This window comes from Natrinema salsiterrestre (genome assembly GCF_029502005.1).
Lineage (GTDB): Archaea > Halobacteriota > Halobacteria > Halobacteriales > Natrialbaceae > Natrinema > Natrinema salsiterrestre.
The window spans coordinates 127,553-147,924 of sequence record NZ_JAMQOT010000002.1 but is presented as its reverse complement, the minus strand read 5'-3'; the positions used below and the strand labels follow the sequence as shown (position 1 = coordinate 147,924).

The following is a 20,372-nucleotide window of genomic DNA, read 5'->3' as shown; positions in this document are numbered from 1 at the left end:
ACCTAGCATCGGCCGACGGTACCGACGAGAAGAGCGCTATCCGAACGACCCGAGCGACGACTGGAGGGTTCGGCTCGTCGCTCCCGTCTCGAGATCGTAGCCGACCAGGTCGCGCATGTCGACGGCGTAGATCGTCCCGCCGTTCGCGAGGACGAGGAGTCTCCCCTTCACGCCGACGACGGTTCCCGATGCCATCGTCTCTCGGACCGGTCGGGCCTCGAGATCGATCCCGTAGTCGAACTCGTAGCGGTCGATGACGTCGAACTCCGCGAGGGCGGACTCCCAGGCGTCGCCGTCGACCGCGGCCGCGAGGGACGCGACCTTGGGGCCGGTTCGAACGCGGTCGACCAGTCGGGTCGCGATCTCGGCCTCGAGTTCGCGGGCGATCCTGCCGTTCGAGACGGTGTGGACGTGCGCGCCGCGGTCGGCTCCCTGCTCGCGCAGTCGGGTCTCGAGTCGCCGGCGCTTCGTGACGCCGACTTTGAACGTATCGGGGGCGAAGGCGGCGACGTAGACGGCGTGCTCCTCGTGGCAGTCCATCTCGTCTTTCAGGCAGGTGCCGGTACAGCGCGCGCACACCCACGTACTGGTGTGGAAATCGCAGTACGGCGTCGACTCCCGGTCGCAGGGGACGTGCTCGCCGTCGTCGACGGTGCCGGCACAGTGGCGGTCGCCCAGCGAGTAGGCGAGCTCGTCGCCGGACTCGAGCGGGCGCGCCTCGACGTCGCCGCCGTCGCTCACGAGCAGCGCCGACCCCCGTCCGCTCGGGTGGTAGCCGACCAGTTGCACGACTCGGGCTTCGAGTCGGGCGCAAATAGGCGTAGCGCTCTCGGATTCCGAGCGAGCGACCGGTCGCTCGCCCCCGACGCGTCTCTCAGTCCGAATCGGGTGCGAGTACCGAACCGATTCTTTCGTCGCCAGCGGACGGAAAAGACCTATCAGCGAGCGGGTCGAACCACGGGCCCATGAGCCTCGAGGGAGCACTCGAGACGGCGGCGGACGGCGGCAGAGACGCGGTGATGTTCGTGTTCACCGTCACCAATACGAGCGACGAGCCGGTCGACCTCCAGTTTTCGGACTCGTGCAAGGCGGAGTTCGTGGTCGAAGACGACGCGGAGGAGGTCTGGCGATTTACCGAGGGCCGCATGTTCGCCCAGGTGCTCAGTTCGGAGACGCTCGGTTCCGGAGAAGCGGCGACGTACGAAGCCGAGTGGTCCGATCCGGACCCCGGCGAGTACACCGCGATCGCGGAGTTGCGGGCGCAGGACGCGACCTGCGACGCCCGAACCGACGTGTCGGTCCCCCCCTGATCGGCCTCGATCAGCTCGCCCCGCGCTCACCGGACCCGGCGACGCGAACCGGCAGCGAAGTCCATATACCGTCTCCATCCTAAGCGGCGTCCATGCAAGCGCTGGTCATCGCGGCACACGGATCGCACCTGAATCCGGACGCCTCGGATCCGACCTACGCCCACGCGGATACGATCCGCGAGACGGGCGCGTTCGACGAGGTCCGCGAGGCGTTCTGGAAGGAAGAACCGCACTTCCGCGAGGTGATCCGCACCCTCGAGTCCGACGAAGTGTTCGTCGTCCCGCTCTTCATCAGCGAGGGCTACTTCACCGAGGAGGTCATTCCCCGGGAACTCCGCTTCGAGGACTGGGATCCCGACAAGTGGGAGTCCGACGGCACCAGCGCGTCACAGGCCACCGTCGAGGCCGAGGACGTGGGGAAGACGATCCACTACTGCGGGCCGGTCGGGACCCACGACGCGATGACCGACGTGATCGTCCAGCGCGCCGAGACCGCGACGGAGGATCCGGACGTCGGCGAGGGCTTTGGCCTGTCCGTCGTCGGCCACGGCACCGACCGAAACGAGAACTCCGCGAAGGCCATCGAGTACCACAGCGACCGAATCGCCGAGCGAGACCGCTTCGACGAGGTGAAGGCGCTGTTCATGGACGAGGAGCCGGAAGTCGACGACGTGACGGACTACTTCGAGAGCGAGGACATCGTCGTCGTTCCGCTCTTCATCGCCGACGGCTACCACACGCAGGAGGACATCCCCGAAGACATGGGCCTGACCGAGGACTACCGGCTCGGGTGGGACGTGCCGGCCGACGTCGACGGCCACCGGGTCTGGTACACCGGCGCGGTCGGCACCGAGGACCTGATGGCGGACGTCGTCCTCGAGCGGGCGGCCGACGCCGGGGCCGACATCGGCGACGCCCGCGAGGCGGTTCGCGAACTGGCCGCCTCGGTCGCCGATCCGGAACCGAGCGCGGGAGCGGGTGCGGGGGACTAACGCGTGACGGTGGCGACGGACGATCTCGAGACGCTGCTCGACCGCGCAGCCTCGGGTATCGCGTTCGACGGCCTGTGTATCGAGGAATCGGACGACGGCTACAGCCTCGAGACGCCCGCGAACGAATGGACCGGTCTCGACGAGGACGAACTGCGGCGCGCGCTCGACGCGGCCGACGAGTACGTGACGAACTGGCGCTACTGGCAGGAGCGAGTCGGCGGGGAGGGGACGGCTCGCCGCGCGTTCCTCCGCTGGTGCGAGCGAGCGCCGCTCGCGGACGCCGAGTCCGACGACGCGACGACCGGGCCATGGAGCGAGAGCGGGGAGGGCGATGCGAACGCCGGCCAAGACTCCCTCGCCGTGCCCGAGCGCTACGACGCGCTCCGCGACGGCATCGACCGCGAGTGGGGGCAGTTGTCCGTCACGGCCCGCTTCGTCGACGTCGAGGATCCGGACGGCGAACGCGTCTACGACCTGTGGCACGTCGACGACGCCGACAGCGACATCGCGGAGTTGGAGGTCTACGACGACCCCCGCGATGCGCGCGAGCTCGCGACCTACGACGACGACGGCCGGTATCGGCCGCTGAAGACTGCGCCGACGCTCCCCGCCGGCTGGGCGTTTACGGGACTGTCGGGAGCCGACCTCGTCGAGACGGTCGAGTTCTTCTATCCCGCGACGGTCGCCAACTGGCACCGCGAGCTGCGGGGGAACCTCGACGTCGACCACTGGCTCGAGACGGCCGAGCGACAGACGGGGATCTACGACGTGATCGACGAACTCCCGCGGGAGGCGGTCGAGTGGATGGCCGAAGCCTGCTGCGTCGACTCGCAGTGTCTCCGCCGCCGGGAGTGGCAGTACGAGGAGGGCGACGAGCTCGACGCCGACGGCGGTGACGGTCCCTTCCCCTGTCGCGAGCCGTGCTCGCTCGTGGTCGCCGCCGCTCGCAAGTGGACGACCCTCGAGTCCGAGACGGAACACACGTACGAACTCGAGTTGACCACCAGCGAGCTGAATCAGCTCGAGGAGCTGATCGACGCGGTCGCGGACGGTCGCACCGACGAGATCCGCGAGGCCGACGTGTACGACGGCGCGAACCGCTATCGCGCGCGCTACCTCCGAGCCAAGCGGTTCGACGACGACGGGAATCTCGGAGCGAGGCAGGTCGACGAGTAGCGGTCGTCACGTCGGTCTCCGTCGACAGGCCGACCACACGAGGATTCGCCCGCCGGCCACAACCTTGGTAGTCCGGTAGACGCGTGTTCGGTTCGTGAAGCGTCGCGCATTTCTCACGACCGCGACGGCGACGACGTCTCTCCCGGCGATCGCCGGGTGCTCGAGCGACGAAGACGAGACGAGGGGCGACACCTACACGCTCACCTTCTCCGATGGGCGCGACGAACCGGTGGCTGACCGACTCGATTTCGACAGGCTGGGACTGGCACCCACTCAGGAAGACATCGTCGCAGAAGCGGCTCGAACCGGATCCTACAGCGAAGAGAACGTCACCTGGGACTCCCTTCCGGGGCAACAGGGAATCACGATGGCGTTCCGAATGGTCATCCAGCTGATCGCCCGCCACGTCGATCGCGATCCGCAGGTCGACAGCGAAACGTCGTTCGAAACGCCGAGCCGGTACGACGGCCGCCGTTATCGGGCGGTCGTCGACGTCGCCTGAGTGCGGGCGACGTCGTCCAATTTCCGACGAGAACGCCGCCGGCGACGGTGCGCTACCGGAGCAGCAGAACCAGCGCGACGAGAACGCCGCCGGCGACGACTCCTAACCCGGCCGTGGCGATCGGGCCGCCGATCGTCGCCGTCGTCACCGTCGCGATACCGATCGCCACCAGTCCGAGCGCGAGGACCACGAGCGTCCCCGGATCGAACCCGCCCGCTGTGGCCACCGGGCCGATCAGTCGTTCGAGCGTCGTCGGGTCGGGCTCCGACCGAGCCGGTTCGGCGAGCGACTCGTCGACGTCGACGTTCGGCGGCCCGGGGACGGCAGTGACGGCGATCGAGATCGATTCGGACCCGTAGCCGGTGACGACCTCGAGGTCGCCGTCGACGGGGCGGTCGAGACCGTCGGTCGTGACGGTGACCGGAACGGCGGTGACGCTGTCCGGTTCGACGTAGTAGTTGGTCTCCCCGATCGATGCGACCCCCTCGAGATCGCCGGCGAGGCGACAGTGAACGTGCGCGGGCGTTTCGTGACCCTCCAGGAGGAGTGCGAACGAGTCGCTCGTCTCGAGGGCGTCGCTCGTCGCCTCGAGTGGCGTGGCTGTCCCGCGATTGACGTGGACGGTAACCTCTGTCCCGGGCACGGTCTGTCAGGCCGATTAGGCCGGTGTCTCCTCGCGCATATCCGGCGGCAGCAGGTTCGGAATCCCGTCCTCGATCGGGTACGCTTCCCCGCACTCGGTACAGACGAGTTCGCCGCCGACGACTTCCTCGTCGTCGTACTCGGCGTCCTCGAGTTCCAGATCGTGTTTGTCGAGCGGGCAGCAGAGAATGTCCAGCAACGACTCCTTCATACTACGTAGGCTTGCCGCCTGCAGCAAAAGGTTTCGGGAACGTCGCGAGCGGATCGCCCGCGATCGCGCGCGGCGGCTATTCGTAGGGGTTCTCGACGACGACGGTTTCCTCGCGGCCGGGACCGACGCCGACGGCGTAGATCGGCGCGTCGAGTTCGTCGCTGACGTACTCGAGGTAGGTCCGGGCGTTCTCGGGGATCGCCTCGTAGCCGTCCTCGGCGACTGCGGCCCAGTCGACCTCGGGCCAGCCGTCGAACGATTTGAACGTCGCTTCGCACCGGCCCCACTGTTCGGTCGTCGGGGGCATGGTGTGGATCTCCTCACCATCGAACTCGTAGCTGTGTCCGACCTCGACCGTCTCGAGGCCGGCCAGCACGTCGATGTGATTGACTGCGAGGCCCGTAAAGCCGTTCGCGCGGGCCGCGTGGCGCAACATGGGCATGTCGAGCCAGCCGACCCGTCGCGGGCGGCCGGTGACGGTGCCGTACTCCCCGCCCTCGTCGCGGATGTACGTGGCGAGTTCCTCCTCGTCGTCGCTTTCGGGCCGGTCGGCGTCGTAGCCGGGCGTCTGATCCTCGACACCGCCCAGTTCGGTCGGCAGCGGGCCGGTTCCGACTCGGGAGAGGTAGGCCTTGACGATACCGATGACCTCGCCGTCGCCGATAACGGTCGGACCGAGGCCGGTGCCGACGGTCGCGCCGCCCGCGGTCGGGTTCGAGGACGTGACATAGGGGTAGACGCCGTGGTCGATGTCGAGGGACGTTCCCTGCGCGCCCTCGAGCATGACGTTGTCGCCGGCGTCGATCCGCTCCTGGAGGAAGGTCCCGCAGTCGACGGTCATGTCCTCTTCCGCGAGCCGCTCGCCGTACTCGCGGTAGGTGTCGTAGAGGTGATCGATATCGAACTCCTCGCCGGTTTCCTTGTCGAAAACCTCCTCGGCGAGGACTCGCTTCTGGGGAACGACGTACTCGAGGCGCTCGCGGAGCACGTCGGGGTCGAGCAGGTCGCCGACCCGAACGCCGCGTCGGCCGGCCTTGTCCTCGTACGTCGGTCCGATGCCGCGCTTGGTCGTGCCGGCGGCGAGATCCTCCTTCTTTTCCTCTTCGATGCCGTCGAGCGCGCGGTGATAGGGGAGAATGACGTGGGCGCGCTCGGCGACGCGGACGTCGGGCTCGAGGCCGCGTTCGCGGAGCTGGTCGATCTCGTCGAACAGCGTCTCGGGGTTGACGACGCAGCCGTTCCCGAGCACGCCGACTTTTCCTCGGACGGCACCCGACGGGACGAGCGACAGTTTGTACTTCGTACCGTCGTGGACGACGGTATGTCCGGCGTTGTCCCCGCCCTGATACCGGGCGACGACGTCGGCGGCGTCGCCGTAGAGGTCGACGACACCACCCTTGCCTTCGTCGCCGAGTTGCGACCCGACGATGGTGACGGTCATAACAGCGGCGGATTCTTGCCGGGCCGATAAACAGATTTCGGTATACGGGTGGACGCCACCACCGACAGGGTCGGCGGACAGCGATCGAATGTTCCCTCTCGACGGGCTACCGCTTCTCCGGCTCCGGGGCTCGGCGTCGAACGCGGGGAATCGATTCACCGCGGAACGGCGGGGGGCATGGCTACCAATATTTATACGAGCAGGGAGAACGGTCAACGAAGACGGCTCCGACGCCCCGCTTCCGAGTCCGGACCGGGAGCCGATCGACGACCCTCCTCTCTCGGGTCGACGCCAGGTTCGCGTTACCGTCCGAACCCGACGCCTCTGCTGCCCCGTCGATCGCCGAGATCGGAAACGTTAACTACTGACAGGAACGAACATCTAGTTGAGAGTGGACCATTCAATCGCCGAGGGTAACTTTTAAAGGGTCCAACGACAAGTTAACAAATGCCATGATAGATAGACTTGAGAAGGAAGTCGATATGCTGGAACGTCATCTCCAGGTCCTGAAGATGGTCATCGAGAACGAACCGATCGGGATCGTCAAAATGTCTAACGAGACCGGCTACCCACACCACAAGGTTCGCTACTCGCTTCGGGTCCTCGAGGAAGAGAACCTGATCGAGCCCTCGAGCCAGGGCGCAATCAAGACCGAGCGCACCGCCGAGTTCGTCGACGAACTCGACGGCAAGATCGACGACATCGTCGACAAGCTCGACGGCATGAAGATCGAAGACGTCGCGGAGATCGAAGGATAGTCTCTCGTCCGGTTCGGACGCTATCGCCCGTCCCCGCGACCAGCGGCCGATGTCTGGCGGACTGTTAGGTGTCTTCTTGCCGTTTTTGCGCGCTCGAGCGTCCCGCTCCGACTCCGAGAAGTGTCTCTCGACGAGCGGGTCGATTCGCGCGAGCCGAGCGCTCGGTAGATGAGGGCAGTGGGCTGTTCCCGTTGACTGGTGTCCGAAAAATCGGAGACGGCCGTTCGACGGCTTACAACTCGGGCACGTTCATGTGGAACCCTTCGGAGCGTGACTCGACCAGACAGAGGTGGTACCCCTCCTTGCGCGAGAGGTTGACGTAACTCAGCTTCGAGCCGCGACTGAGGAGACCGCCGCTCGTCGCCTGCTCGGCCACCTCGAGCGCGCCGGGTTCGAAGTAACTCGACGTGACGGCGATCGCCGCCGCGAGGTCCGGATAGTTCGCCTTCACCGCGGAGGCGGCTTCCTCCAGTTGCTCGAGCATCCCCTCCGTCGCCGGCTCTCGCGAGTCGTTGAGCGTGACGAGGACTAACGGGTTCCCCATCTTGTCGTACGCGACGATGTCGAACGTCACCTGATCGGGGACGTCCTCGGTGTCGTCGTCCTCGAGCGAGATGGTCGCGCCGATCTCGGCCCGGTCGATCCGCGGAATGGCGTCGTAGAGGTCCCCCAGACCGTCCGCGTTGCCGGTGTCGCGGATTTCATAGAGGAGCATCTCGGTGAGCCAGTCGACGAACCGGTGTTCCATCGACGACGGGAGAAAGTCCTCGTACGGCGTTCCGTCGACCGCAGCGTCGGCCGCGTCGAACTGCGTGTGGTGTTCGAGCTGGATGTTCGATGCGACCTCGCTGCGATCGGCGTCGCCGTCGTGGGCGGTCTCGAGGGTCGGCCGACTCTTCGAGGCGTACCGGACGAAGAGGTTCGTCCCCGAAAGCGCCTGTTCGGGCGAGAGCTGGGTTCCGGCGGTCGTGCCGGTCCCCGTCGCGTCGGTATCTCCCGTGCGGGCGCGCTCTAGCTCCGTTTCGAGTTCGTCGATTCGAGACCGGAGTCGCTCGACCGTCGACGATAACTCGTCGTTCTCCGACCGCAGCCGATCGCGTTCGGCCTCGAGCTCCTCGGCTTTTGCCACGAGGGCGTCGCGTTGCTCCTGAAGGGTTTCGACTTTTTCCGAGAGAGCCGCGACGCGCTTTTGATCCTGGCCGTGACCCTGTTCGGCGGCCGGTTCTCCGCTCTGGGTTCGTTCCGCGTTCCGTTGGCTCGACTGGGTCCGGGATCGAGTCTCCCGTGTACCCGACGACGCGGTCGATTCGGTTCGCCCTGCGGCGTTCGAGTCGGTCCCCGCGCCGCCCGATGGAGGGGAGTCGACGGACTCCGCGCTCGCCGTCGACGGCGACGACTGACTCGATCGTTCGTCAGGGCCGCTCGCGCTGGCGTCCGCCGCGTCCGACGAGTCACTGTTGTCGGGATCGATCGACGGAATGCGTCGCGTCTCTCGCCACGCTTCCTCGCGTTCGAACTGCTCTTCGAGATCTCCCTCTTCGTCCTCCGGTGCTGCGTCGTCGGACGACGGAGCGGCGTCGTCAGCCGGTTCGTCGGTGACGTCGTCCTCGTCTTCGTCGTCGACCCAGGAGATGTCGTTTCGCTCCAGTTCCTCGGCCGCCGCCTTGACTTCCTCGAAATCGGGGTTCGAACCCGAAACGAGTTCGGTGTCGGTTCCGGCGGTCGTCTCGTCCGAGCCAGCGGTGTCGGTGTCCGCTTCGGCTCCGGCTTCGTCGCTCGAGGTCGTCGCGGACGCCGGGTCGTTTGCACCGTCGGTCGCTGATTCGACGTCGAAGTCGGCAGACTCGTCTGCCGGCGAGTCGCCGACTGCGGGCTCGTCGATCAGAGCCGACGAATCGTCGACACCGGACGCGCCCGCCCCGTCGTCCGCCGGTTCGGTCGGGCTTTCGACCGTCGATTCGGCCTCCTCGCCCGACGCGATCGATCCGGGATCGGCATCGAGGGTCGGATCGGGATCGGCGGCGGACTCCGACTCGGTGATTCCGGTCGAGGCCGGCTCCGGTTCGGGCCCGTCGTCGTCGTCCGGCGCGGTGATGCCCGAATGCTCGCCCGTGAGGTCGATGTCCGACGTGAGCGCCGACTCGTCGTCCACGGTAACGTCCTCGACCGGGTCGCTGTCGGCCGGATCGGTACTCGAGACGTCGATCGGATCGATCGCGGCGTCCGTCGGATCGGCGGTCGGTTCGGTCCCCGCGGCGTCCCGACCGGACACGGCGGGCTCGGACCCGCCGGGTCCGGTTCCCACCGAGGACCCCGAGTCCGGGCTCGAGTCGACCCCGGAATCGGTATCGGTACCGGGTGCGCCCCCCGCCGTTCCCGGAACGTCGGTGACGGTGATGTCGACGTCGATAACTTCGTAGATGCCGACCTCGTCGGCCGCTCGCTCGAAGGCTTCGTCGCCGGTGAGCAGGCGTTCGGCGTTGCCGATGTAGGCCGCGGCCATCCGGCGACCGCCGTAGTAGACGGCGTAGTAGTCGCCGCTGAGCACGTTCTCGCTCAGTTCGATGTAGCCCGTAAACGAGCCGCTCTGGAGGGTGGTGTCGACTTCGCGAAGCGGCGTTTCGTTGGTGTAGTAGTTCGCCCGCGTCTCGCCGCCGCGTTCCTCCATCGCACAGAGCAAGGGAAGCGACGGATGGGGCGCCTGGTACTGCGTGCCAGAAGCTGTTTCGAAATCCTCGATGTCGCCGTCTACGACGCCGATTATCCGGCCGTTGAGCATAAAGAGCCACGTGCCGACTGCGGTGACGGCACCCGAGAAATCGGCCGCAGCGAGATCGGAGAGTCCGTCGAAACCGCCGTCGAAGGGGCGAGAGTCCCACTCCTCGACGCGCTCTTGCGTGCGCGAGTCCATACGTCAACAAGCGGGAACCACACCAAATACGTTTCGCCTAGAAACGATCTATATTTTCTATATCTTCGATTCGGCGTCCTCGGCGAGTTCCTTCATGCGCTTGCCGATCCGACCGGCGCTCGAGAACTCGTCTTCGCTCATCGCGCTCGCGAGGGCGTTGCCGAGGACGAAGACGGCGTGTTTGTGTTCGCTCTTGGACTTGTGGACGTGGGAGGGATCGACGTCGAGCTGGCGGTAGTGGTCGAACAGCGTTTCGTCGACCTCCTCGCGATCCGAGAAGTACTCCATAATGACGACGAGTTCTTCGTGGAGCTCGAGGAGTTCGTCTTTATGCATACGCATCGTTACGAACGGTTTCGATTTAAGCGTTGTGTGGCCACGGGTCGCAAAACCGACCTGAAGCGCTCAGCGGTTCGGTACGTCCAGTTCCCCGTCATCCCGTCGGCGGATGGTGAACGCCAGCGAGAGGATCCACCCGGAGAAGGCGACGGAGACGACGAACTCGGGGACGGCGAACCACGCGCTGCTTGAGGACGCGCCGCCGACCGAGAAGAGCCATCCCAGCCAGGCGAGTGGGTGGACGTTTCCGAACCAGAACGATGCGATCGCGAGGCGACCGTCACCGGCCAGTGCGGCGCCGGTTCCGTAGACCCAGCTCGCGAACGGTGCGATCCCGAATACGGCCAGCGCGGCGAGCCCGTGCAGGCTCGACTCGAGGTAAACCGCCGTGTGATCGAGGAAGAAAACCCCGACACCGATCATCCCGACGACCGCCAGTGCGAGCAAGGCGACGCCGAGGCGCTCGAGGGCGTTTCGGCTCGTGATCCAGACCAGCCAGATGAAGGGGGCTCCGAGGAGTCCGCTGAGAATCAGTCCGCCGTTGAATATCGGGAACGTCGGGGCGCCGTATCGACCCATGTCCGAGAGCGCCTTCCCCTGCCAGGTGAACGTCTCGGGTGGTGCGACGAGCGTCGCGAGGAGGATCGCTCCCAGCGAGACGAGCGCCGCGGCGATTCCACAGTACGTCGCGATCCGCTTCCGAGTAGCGGTTCCCCGGTACGTCGCAATCCGTTTCTGATTAGCCATGTCACTGGTTCGAGTGTGCTTGTGTATCAAAGTGACTGTTTTGCGTACTGACCTGATCGGCGCGTTACGAGGGCAAAAGCCAGCTCTCGAGGGGGAACGGGGCCGCTCAGTCAGCTCCGGCAGCGGTCGCGTCGGCGCCCTCGTCGATCTCCTCGCGGTGATCCGCGGGGAACCACGCGAGGTCGTGGTCGGCGGTGACGCGCACGCCGACGCGCTCGTCGAGGTCGATCCGGTCGGAGTGGTTGTGCATGCACTCGATGGTTTCGCCGCCGTCGAGCTCGACGCGGTAGAGGACGGTCGGACCGAGGTATCGTCGGTAGACGACCCGCCCGTCGGCTTCCGATCCCTCGGCGGGGGAGGCCGTCACGTCGTCCGGGCGCACGAGCAGGTCGACGGCGGTGCCGTCGTACTGGTGGGCGAGCCCGTTGACGTCGTCGCGGAGCACGCGCCCGAGCGCGGTGTCGACGTGGTCGCCGCGGACGTCGCCGGAGAGGAAACTGGCATGGCCGAGGAAGCCGGCGACGAACCGGGATTCCGGTTGCTGGAACACCTGCTGTGGGGTATCGATCTGTTCGATGTCGCCGTCGCTCATTACGGCGACTCGATCGGAGATCGACAGCGCTTCCTCCTGATCGTGCGTGACGGAGACGGCGGTGACGCCGGTCTCCTTGATGATCCGCCGGACCTCCTCGCGCATTTCGACCCGCAGATCGACGTCCAGGTTCGAGAACGGCTCGTCGAGCAACAGCATCTCCGGTTCGGGTGCCAGCGACCGCGCGAGGGCGATCCGCTGTTGTTGCCCGCCCGAGAGTTCGTCGGGGTAGTCCTCGCCGTGATCCGCGAGGCCGACGAGCTCGAGGAGGTCGTCGACGCGCTCGTCCCGGTCGGCCTCGTTCCAGTCTTGCAGCCCGAAGGCGATGTTCTCGCGGGCAGTCAGGTGGGGAAAGAGCGCGAAATCCTGAAAAACGACGCCGACGCCGCGTTTCTCTGGCGGCACGAAGCGCCCCTCACCGGCGACGGTCTCGTCCTGGAGCCGGACTCGTCCGGTATCGGGTTTCTCCAGCCCGGCGATCAGCCGGAGCGTCGTGGTCTTGCCACAGCCCGACGGACCGAGTAGCGTGAGGATCTCGCCGTCGCGGACGGACAGTGACAGGTCCCCGATGACGTCTTCACTGCCGAAGCCTTTCGCGATTCCGTCGAGTTCGAGAACGGGATCTGCGGTCGCCGGTTCTCGATCCCTTCCTTCGGCCGTCGTCGTGAGTAGTTGTTCGTTCGACATGAATCGACTCCGGCGTCTGCCGCCGTCTATTCCCTTTAGGCGTGCCTAAAACACTTATAATTGCCGGTCCGGTCCCAGCGGCCGGGAGGAAACGAGGACTCGTCGGGGGTTACAGTTCGACGCCGCTCGGAATCAGACTGTGCTGTCGGAGGAGACTCCCCTCCTCGTCGTAGACGAGAAAGGTCCCTTTGTCGTAAGTGACGAACGAGTCGCCGTCGAGCGTGAGTGCCACCTCGTACCGGCCGTCGTCCTCGCCGGCGTCCTCACCGTAGCCCCGAGCCGCTCGGATGAACTGGAGGACGTCCTCGGCGTCCTCGTTGAGTTCGAGGATGAACTCGCCGGTGACGCGGTTGGTCACGCTCACTACTCCCGTGGTCTCGTTCCCGAGCGGCCCCTGGAGACGAAGGGCGACGTCCGTTTCGCTCGCGTCGAGAACGTTCCCGTCGGGACCAGTCAGGCGCTCGCGGAGCAGCGTTGCTGGGCCGGTGAAATCGATCGATACAGCGGGTTTCTGGGGTTCGCCGCCGGTTTCGACCCAGTCGATATTGGTAACGTCTAACGTGAAGTGCTCGCGCCTCATTCCGTACGTCGCCCTTCGGACTCCCGCAGTATGAACGTAACGCACGACGGATACCGCCCGAGAGGGACGTCATCGAACCAGACGACCGCGCCCGGTCGCCGGTCGGCCATCCCATTTATGCCGATTGCGTCCGGACGTGTCACGAAACCTGTCCGCAATGGAACCACCAACATCCACCGAGTCGGACGCGGATCGGGACGGTGCCCTCGGACGCGGTAGCGGAGCCGACGGGCCCGCTCGAGACGAGTCGGGCCCCGCAGCCGATGCCGAGTCGGAACCGGTCTCCGACGGCGATCCGACGGCACCCGCCGACGTCGAGTCGAACTCGGCCGCGTCCGGTGGTCCGCGCGGCGAGTCGACGATCGCCGCCGTTCGACGCGCCGTTCGTCGCCTCGTCGAGACGGTCCGCGGCTCGACCGTCGATATCGACGACTACGATCCGGACGCTCACGGGCCGCTAGTCGCGTTCGACGGCCCGGACGGTCTCGAGGAAGTCGATCGCTACTGGGTCGACGCCCCGTTTTCGTTCGTCTCGATCGGCTACGATCACGACGCCAACGAACACCGGTATCACACCGTCGAACCGACCCTCAGCGAGGACGAAGCGATCCTGCTCGAGACGCTGTTCGAAGACGTCCGGGATCCCCTGCTGTACCGCGAGGACGAGGGGACCGACATCGAGACCCTTCTGCGGGAGACGATCCGCGATGCGCTCGAGCGATACGGGGCCGAGATCGAGACGTCGACGTTCTACCGCCTCTTCTATTACATCTACCGGGATTTCCGGGGATACGGACCGCTCGATCCGATCATGCGCGACCCGCACGTCGAGGACGTCTCCTGTGACGGCTACGACCTGCCGATCTTCGTCTACCACGACGAGTACACCGACATCGAGACGTCGGTGTCCTTCGGGAAGACCGATCTCGACCGGTTCGTCGTCCGCCTCGCGCAACACTCCGGTCGGCACATCTCCATCGGCGACCCGATGGTCGAGACGACCCTCCCCGACGGCTCGCGCGCCGAACTCGCGCTGGGCGAAGAGGTGACGCCCCGGGGATCGGCCTTCACGATCCGGAAGTACGCCGAGGACCCGTTCACGCCGATCGACCTGCTCGAGTACGGCACGTTCAGCGTCGAGCAGCTGGCCTACCTCTGGCTCGCGATCGAGCACAACAAGAGCCTGCTCTTCGCGGGCGGGACCGCGTCGGGGAAGACCACGAGCATGAACGCCATCTCGATGTTCATCCCGCCGCGGTCGAAGGTGGTCACGATCGAGGACACTCGCGAGCTCCAGCTCTCCCACGACAACTGGCTCTCCTCGATCACGCGCGAGCGCCTCCACGAGGGCACGGACGTGACGATGTACGACCTGCTTCGCTCCGCGCTTCGCCATCGACCGGAGTACATCGTCGTCGGGGAGGTCCGCGGCGAGGAGGCGATGACCCTCTTTCAGGCGATGAACACCGGTCACACCACCTATTCGACGATGCACGCCGATTCGGTGCAGACGGCGATCAACCGGCTCGAGAACGAGCCGATCAACGTGCCCCGGTCGATGGTCCAGAGCCTCGACATCCTCTCGGTCCAGACGCTGACGCGGTCGGGCGATCAGCGCGTGCGCCGGAACAAGGTTCTCGCCGAAATCGAGGGCGTCGACCAGCGGACCGGCGAACTCGATTACTCGACCGCCTACACCTGGGACGGCGAGACCGACAGCTTCCGGAGTTCGGGTAGTCAGGTCCTCACGGAGATCCGCGACGAACGCGGCTGGAGCCAGAAGGAGTTGCTGACCGAAGTCGAGAACCGCGAACGGTTCCTCGAGTACCTCCGCGCGAACGGGATCGACGACTACCAGCGGTTCACCGCGATGGTCAACGAGTACTACAGCGATCCGGACCGCGTCCTCGAGACGATCGCGGACGACGAGACCGGGACGCGAGTCGAACGCGAACGCGGAGAGACGGTCGAACGCGAGCACGAAGGGGCGGTCGAACGGAGGAACGGCGCGACGACCGAACTCGAGACCGGAGACGACGCACCTCGGGAGCGATGAGGCTCGTTACCGTCGTTCCGCTGCTCGGTGCGGCGCTGCTCTGTCTCCCCCTCCTCCTCGCGAGATACTCGGCTCGGCTCGAGCGGGTCCTGTGCCGAATATCGATCCGGACCTTCGGAAGCTACGTCGATGCGCTCCGAGGCGAGTGGTCCGGAAAGAAGGCGGCGTTGCGGGCCGCACACGCGCCGACGACGGTTCGCGAGTACGGATCGGTGACGTTGCTCTACACCGTCGTCGCCGTCCTCGTCGGGGCAGTGTTCGGACTCTACGCGATCTGGGGGCTCCTGGAACTGCTCTCGGTCGACCCCGAGACGATGCGCGAGGCGCTGCCGGGGTTCCTCGCGTTCCTCGCCGGTCTCGGAGGCGTGCCGACGCTGTCGCTCGGCGAACTCGTCGTCCTGTTGCTCGGGTCCTCGCTCACGGTGGGGGCCGTGGCCGGCGGTGGGACCTACTGGCTTCGATGGTGGTACCCGAGCTACGTCGCCGACGGCCGAGCCCGCCGAATCGAAGCTGGGTTGCCCGCGACGGTCGCGTTCGTCTACGCGCTCTCGAAGAGCGGCATGGCGTTCCCGACGGTCGTCAGGATCGTCGCCGCGCAGGAAGACACCTACGGCGAGGCCGCCGCGGAGTTCTCCGTCGCGGTCCGTCAGATGGACACCTTCGGGACCGACGTCATCACTGCCCTCCAGACGATGGGGCGTCGCTCGCCGAGCCCGCAGTTCCGCGAGTTCACCGAGAACCTGGTCAGCGTCCTCCAGAGCGGACAGGGGCTCTCCGAGTTCCTCGAGCGCCAGTACCAGGATTACCGCGAGGAAGCCGAGTCCCAACAGCAGAGCATCCTCGACCTGCTCGCGACGCTGGCCGAAGCCTACGTCACGGTGCTGGTCGCGGGCCCGCTCTTTCTCATCACCATCCTCGTCGTGATCGGCATCGCCGCGGGCGACACGTTCGGGCAGTTACAGGTCATCGTCTACGTGCTCTTGCCAGTCGCGAACGTCGGGTTCATGGTGTACCTGAGCATGGTGACGGACAAGCTCGATCCCAGTAACGGGGTCGACGGGGAACCGGACGCGATCGACCCGCCCGCCGCGGATCGACCGGACCGAACCGCGGCCGCCGCCAGCAACGGACCGGGACCGCGGCCGCATCCGAACGTCGAACGAGTCCGGTACTACCGCCGGCTGCAGGGCGTCCGCGAGCGATTCGGCCACCCGATTCGGACGCTCGTCGAGCACCCGTCGCTCACGCTCGTCGTAACCCTCCCGATCGTCCTCGCGGCGATCGCGGGCCGAGTTCCCGCCGCGCTCGAGGGGGGATTCGACGTCACTGCCCTCGACGACACCGTCGCCGTCGGTGCGTTCGGAGCGCTCTCCGTTTTCGCGATCGCGTACGAACTCCATCGGCGGCGGCTCGAGGCGATCGAGGCCGCGGTGCCGGACCTGCTCGATCGCCTCGCCAGCGTCAACGAGGCCGGCCTGTCGATCGTCTCGGCGGTCGATCGCGTCCGCGACTCGGATCTGGGGCCGCTCAGCGCCGAGCTCGACCGGGTCTGGGCCGACGTCCAGTGGGGTGCGGATCTCCAGACGGCGCTCCGGCGGTTCGAGGCGCGCGTGGGGACACGATCGATCGCCCGCGTGGTCACGCTGCTCACCGAGTCGATGAACGCCAGCGGCAACCTCGCGACCACGCTCCGGATCGCCGCGCGACAGGCGGCGGCCGATCGCCGGCTCGAGCGCGAGCGCAGACAGGCGATGCTCGAGTACATGGTCGTCGTCTACGTCTCGTTTCTGGTCTTCCTCTTCATTATCGGGGTGCTCGCGGGCTACCTGCTTCCGAACCTTCCGACCGGCGGGGCGGAACTGGCAGCCGGCTCCGGCGTCGACGAACTCGGCGGACTCTCCGACGCGGACGCCGACGCCTACGCGACGCTGTTCTATCACGCGGCGCTCGTGCAGGGCTCGCTCTCGGGACTGATCGCCGGCCAGCTAAGCACGGGCGACATCAGAGCGGGCGCGAAACACGCGGCCGTCATGATCGGACTCTCGGTGCTCCTCTTCGCGCTCCTCGTGTGAACGGGGACCGCACGTGCAACGGATTCGCCCCGCTCCGATGTAGAAACCCTTTTGACCGCAACGGGAGAATCACCGGTGGGAAGCGCACGGCCGCAAATCCGACTGTGTCACTCACTCTTTCGGGTGACTTGGGATTGCGGAAGTGCACGGCGAGAGCCGCCACTGTCGTCTGACAGTGGACACGCGCGGTCAGTGCGATTCCTATCCTCAACAATGGCACGAATGCACACACGCCGTCGCGGCTCGTCCGGTTCGGACAAGCCGTCGGCAGACGAACCGCCGGAGTGGAGCGACGTCGACCCAGCAGACATCGAAGACCGGGTCGTCGAACTAGCCGAGCAGGGCCACGACCCCAGCCAGATCGGGATGAAGCTGCGTGACGAAGGCGTCACCGGCACGCCCGTTCCCGACGTCAAGCTGGCGACCGGGAAGAAGATCACCGAAATCCTCGAGGAGAACGACGCGCGAGCGGACATCCCCGAGGATCTCTGGAACCTGATGGAGCGCGCCGTGCGCCTGCGCGAGCACGTCCAGCGGAACCAGCAGGACTACCAGAACAAGCGCGCCCTGCAGAACACCGAAGCGAAGGTTCGCCGCCTGGTCAAGTACTACCGCGGCGACGAACTCGAGCCGGACTTCACGTACACGCCCGAGTTCGCGACGGAACTCATCGAAGACGCCGAGTAACGTCACATGTCCACCGAGGGTCGATCCGCCGAGCCGGTGTCCGCCACGAGCGCGCTCGAGAGCGCCGGCTTCGTCCGCCTCGTCGCCCGCGCCGACGGCGACGGGCTCGCCGCGAGCGGCCTCATCGCGAGCGCCCTCGCAGAGCTGGAGACGCCGTTTCAGGTGACCGTCGGTCGGACGATCGCGGAGCGATCCGCACGCGTCGACCCACCGACGAACGAGGACGATCGGACGATCGTCGTCGGGGCCGCCGACGCGGCCGCCGATACCGACGACGTGATTCGACTCCCAGCGACCGACCGACCCGCCACGCTCGAGGCCGTCGATCTCGTCCGCGAGATCGGCGGGACGCCGGATCCGGTGCTCGCACTGGCCGGCGTCGTCGCCGGCGGCAGCGAACCCGGTGCGGGCGAGAGCGAGTGGCTCCTCGAGACCGCGATCGAACGCGGACTGCTCGAGCAGCGACCCGGCGTCGCGGTACCGACTTCGGATCCGATCGACGGCGTCGCGCACTCGACGCGCCTGCGCGCGCCGTGGTCTGGAGACCTCGACGCGACCCGCGAGGCGCTCTCGGACGCCGTCGACGGCGATTCCGACGCGCTCGACGCGGACGACCATCGGGCGATCGGTTCGCTCGTCGCGCTCGACGCCGTCGGTGCCGACGAGGCGACCGACGCCACGGCGGAGTCGATCGGCCGGCTCCTTCGCCCGTACGCCACGCCCGACCACGCGTTCGCGACGCTCGGCGGCTTCGCGGACGTGCTCGAGGCGCTGGCACGGACCGAACCCGGCACCGGCACGGCGCTCGCGATGGGACACGACGTCCGCGAGACCGCACTCGAGGCCTGGCGCGAACACGGCCGCCGCGCTCACGCTGCGCTCTCGAGCGCGTCGACCGGTCGCTACGACGGACTGTTCGTCGTCGACGTCGACGACGGTCCCGTCGAAACGATCGCGACGATCGTGGCGGCCTCCCGGTCACCGGAGCCAGTCGTCCTCGCTATCGGACACGCCGAGGCGGCGCTCGCGACGCGCGAGGCCGACTCCCTCGGCGCGACCGTCGATGGTGTCGCTCGCGAACTCGCTGGTGCGGAGCCTGAGACGGAACCGGCTTTCGAAGACGGCTCCGAGATCGGCGTCGAGTACGACGTCGGCCACCGGCGTAGCTATCTGCGATACGACCCGGATTTGGACAATTCGACGATCATCGCGGCAGTGAGGGAGTTCCGATGAGTCGGCGAGCGACGATTCGGACGGCACACGACGACGCGGCCCTCATCGCGCGGGCACTCAGCCCGGACAATACCGACGAGATGACGACGACCGTCGAACGCGACGACGCTGCAGACGCGGCGGGCGACGAGCGCGCCGGGACGATCGTCACGCGGATCGACCGCGAGACGACGAGCGGCCTGCAGTCGACGGTCGACGACTACGTCGTCAACCTCGAGGTCGCGATCGACGTCGCGTCGCAGACGCGAACCGCACAGTGCGATCAACCGACGGACACGGGACCTGTGTCCGATCACGATACCAACACAACACACAATGAGTGAACGATCAGTTTCACGTGCGAAACAGGAAAAGCGGTGGTACACCGTCCTGGCACCCGAGCAGTTCGACCGCCAGGAACTCGGCGAAACCCCCGCTGACGAACCGGAGAAAGTCTACGGCCGAACGCTCGAGACGACGCTCGGCGAACTCAACAACAACGCGAGCGAGAACAACACGAAGCTCACCTTCAAGATCAACGACGTGGGCAGCGACAGCGCGTACACGGAGTTCGTCGAACACTCCCTGACGCGGGACTACCTGCGCTCGCTGGTCCGCCGCGGTGCCTCGAAGATCGAGGCCTACGTCACCGTCCTCACGACGGACGACTACCGCGTCCAGATCCAGCCCGTCGCCTTCACGACCAAGAAGGCCGACGCGAGCCAGGAGAAGGCCATCCGCGAGCAGATGGTCCGGATGATCGAGGAGGCCGCCGAGGAGCGCTCCTTCGAGGAGCTCACCGACAGCGTCGTCGAAGGTCGTCTCTCCTCCGCCATCTACGGCGAGGCCAAGACGATCTACCCGCTGCGCCGCGTCGAGATCCAGAAGACGACCCTCGAGGCCCACCCCGAGGAAGTCGCCGAAGAGGAAGCGACGGCGGTCGACGTCGACGAAGAAGACGTCTCCGCGGACTGATTCCGATCGGCGGGCGCAGTCGATTCGCTAACGCCGTTATTTTACCGGACAAGTCGCCAGAGACCCGTCTGTTTGCGCCTAGACCATCCGCAGGAGCCACGCGATCGGTAAGCCGGTTCGCTGCCCAACTCGCGAACGACCCCTGCCGCGAGCGGGCAGGGTCGGCTATCTCACTGGAATCCGAAAACTGTGCGCCGCGTCGCCGCAGTTAGCTTCGAGTGACCAGTCGCTTGATTCGGTCGAGCAGTCCGTCGGTCGTCGCGCTGTCCTCCATGTCCTGATCGCTGTCTGATTCGGACATCGATGGCGATTTCGCCACCTTTTATTTAAAACTAGATGATTGTTATAAGTACATTTTTCCGGTCGTATGAATACCAGATATAATGGCCTGAGACGGCCTGTTCGCGGCTCTCGGGACTGAACGGGAATTGAACAGTGATGAACGGCCGTAACTTATTTAAATAAATCTCACCGTGTAGAAT

20 protein-coding genes are annotated in these 20,372 nt (G+C 66.3%); 11 read left to right on the top strand and 9 right to left on the bottom strand.

Translation table 11 applies throughout. The features are described from left to right. Positions 1–36: 36 nt before the first annotated feature. On the bottom strand, positions 37–789 hold the full coding sequence (locus NDI89_RS06155; RefSeq protein ID WP_277520635.1) for a DUF2797 domain-containing protein: 753 nt from the start codon (positions 787–789) through the stop codon (positions 37–39). 176 nt (positions 790–965) lie between these two features. Here NDI89_RS06155 and NDI89_RS06150 point away from each other — a divergent pair, with 176 nt between their 5' ends. From NDI89_RS06150 to NDI89_RS06135, 4 genes are all read left to right on the top strand, one after another. Next, complete coding sequence (locus NDI89_RS06150) at positions 966–1,310, top strand: BsuPI-related putative proteinase inhibitor (RefSeq protein WP_277520634.1); 345 nt, start codon at positions 966–968, stop codon at positions 1,308–1,310. 92 nt (positions 1,311–1,402) lie between these two features. Next, positions 1,403–2,302 carry a CbiX/SirB N-terminal domain-containing protein gene (locus NDI89_RS06145; protein WP_277520633.1) on the top strand — a complete coding sequence of 300 codons (900 nt, stop codon included), beginning with the start codon at positions 1,403–1,405 and terminating at the stop codon, positions 2,300–2,302. 3 nt (positions 2,303–2,305) lie between these two features. After that, entirely contained in the window at positions 2,306–3,478 is a 1,173-nt protein-coding gene (locus NDI89_RS06140; protein WP_277520632.1) for a DR2241 family protein, read from the top strand. Between the two features lie 94 nt (positions 3,479–3,572). After that, positions 3,573–3,980 carry a hypothetical protein gene (locus NDI89_RS06135; RefSeq protein ID WP_277520631.1) on the top strand — a complete coding sequence of 136 codons (408 nt, stop codon included), beginning with the start codon at positions 3,573–3,575 and terminating at the stop codon, positions 3,978–3,980. 52 nt (positions 3,981–4,032) lie between these two features. On the opposite strand, the gene NDI89_RS06130 is transcribed toward NDI89_RS06135, so the two are convergent. The 3 genes from NDI89_RS06130 to NDI89_RS06120 all read right to left on the bottom strand — a co-directional run bounded on the left by NDI89_RS06130 (position 4,033) and on the right by NDI89_RS06120 (position 6,274). Next, positions 4,033–4,623, bottom strand: coding sequence for a DUF7524 family protein (locus NDI89_RS06130; RefSeq protein WP_277520630.1), 591 nt, complete (start codon positions 4,621–4,623; stop codon positions 4,033–4,035). 15 nt (positions 4,624–4,638) lie between these two features. After that, the gene (locus tag NDI89_RS06125) at positions 4,639–4,833 is read right to left on the bottom strand and encodes a methytransferase partner Trm112 (protein ID WP_277520629.1); all 195 of its coding nucleotides are present in this window, start codon (positions 4,831–4,833) and stop codon (positions 4,639–4,641) included. A 76-nt stretch (positions 4,834–4,909) separates the two neighbouring features. Further along, entirely contained in the window at positions 4,910–6,274 is a 1,365-nt protein-coding gene (locus NDI89_RS06120) for an adenylosuccinate synthase (RefSeq protein ID WP_277520628.1), read from the bottom strand. Between the two features lie 452 nt (positions 6,275–6,726). Between NDI89_RS06120 and NDI89_RS06115 the strand changes: the two genes are divergently transcribed. After that, complete coding sequence (locus tag NDI89_RS06115; RefSeq protein ID WP_006429686.1) at positions 6,727–7,032, top strand: hypothetical protein; 306 nt, start codon at positions 6,727–6,729, stop codon at positions 7,030–7,032. A gap of 232 nt (positions 7,033–7,264) precedes the next feature. Here the strand turns inward: NDI89_RS06115 and NDI89_RS06110 are convergent, their stop codons facing one another. From NDI89_RS06110 to NDI89_RS06090, 5 genes are all read right to left on the bottom strand, one after another. Beyond that, positions 7,265–9,943 (bottom strand): DUF7527 domain-containing protein, encoded by a 2,679-nt coding sequence (locus NDI89_RS06110; protein ID WP_277520627.1) that lies wholly within the window; start codon positions 9,941–9,943, stop codon positions 7,265–7,267. Positions 9,944–10,000: 57 nt separating this feature from the next. After that, positions 10,001–10,279, bottom strand: coding sequence for a UPF0058 family protein (locus tag NDI89_RS06105; protein WP_006429684.1), 279 nt, complete (start codon positions 10,277–10,279; stop codon positions 10,001–10,003). Between the two features lie 69 nt (positions 10,280–10,348). Continuing rightward, positions 10,349–11,029 carry a DUF998 domain-containing protein gene (locus tag NDI89_RS06100; protein WP_277520626.1) on the bottom strand — a complete coding sequence of 227 codons (681 nt, stop codon included), beginning with the start codon at positions 11,027–11,029 and terminating at the stop codon, positions 10,349–10,351. 106 nt (positions 11,030–11,135) lie between these two features. Continuing rightward, positions 11,136–12,308: an ABC transporter ATP-binding protein gene (locus NDI89_RS06095; RefSeq protein ID WP_277520625.1), complete on the bottom strand. Its 1,173-nt coding sequence runs from the start codon at positions 12,306–12,308 to the stop codon at positions 11,136–11,138. A 109-nt stretch (positions 12,309–12,417) separates the two neighbouring features. Further along, positions 12,418–12,888: a DUF5793 family protein gene (locus NDI89_RS06090; RefSeq protein WP_277520624.1), complete on the bottom strand. Its 471-nt coding sequence runs from the start codon at positions 12,886–12,888 to the stop codon at positions 12,418–12,420. 157 nt (positions 12,889–13,045) lie between these two features. Between NDI89_RS06090 and NDI89_RS06085 the strand changes: the two genes are divergently transcribed. The 6 genes from NDI89_RS06085 (at position 13,046) to NDI89_RS06060 (ending at position 19,890) form a co-directional block, all read left to right on the top strand. Then, positions 13,046–14,944: a type II/IV secretion system ATPase subunit gene (locus NDI89_RS06085; RefSeq protein WP_277520623.1), complete on the top strand. Its 1,899-nt coding sequence runs from the start codon at positions 13,046–13,048 to the stop codon at positions 14,942–14,944. Next, complete coding sequence (locus NDI89_RS06080) at positions 14,941–17,016, top strand: type II secretion system F family protein (protein ID WP_277520622.1); 2,076 nt, start codon at positions 14,941–14,943, stop codon at positions 17,014–17,016. Before NDI89_RS06085 ends, NDI89_RS06080 begins: the two co-directional genes overlap by 4 nt. A 213-nt stretch (positions 17,017–17,229) precedes the next feature. After that, positions 17,230–17,703 (top strand): 30S ribosomal protein S15, encoded by a 474-nt coding sequence (locus tag NDI89_RS06075; RefSeq protein ID WP_277520621.1) that lies wholly within the window; start codon positions 17,230–17,232, stop codon positions 17,701–17,703. A gap of 6 nt (positions 17,704–17,709) precedes the next feature. Beyond that, entirely contained in the window at positions 17,710–18,936 is a 1,227-nt protein-coding gene (locus tag NDI89_RS06070) for an exonuclease (protein WP_277520620.1), read from the top strand. Further along, positions 18,933–19,259 carry a KEOPS complex subunit Pcc1 gene (locus tag NDI89_RS06065; RefSeq protein ID WP_277520619.1) on the top strand — a complete coding sequence of 109 codons (327 nt, stop codon included), beginning with the start codon at positions 18,933–18,935 and terminating at the stop codon, positions 19,257–19,259. The genes NDI89_RS06070 and NDI89_RS06065 overlap by 4 nt, the downstream gene beginning before the upstream one ends. Continuing rightward, complete coding sequence (locus tag NDI89_RS06060; RefSeq protein ID WP_226005858.1) at positions 19,252–19,890, top strand: 30S ribosomal protein S3ae; 639 nt, start codon at positions 19,252–19,254, stop codon at positions 19,888–19,890. Before NDI89_RS06065 ends, NDI89_RS06060 begins: the two co-directional genes overlap by 8 nt. The last annotated feature ends 482 nt before the right edge of the window (positions 19,891–20,372 follow it).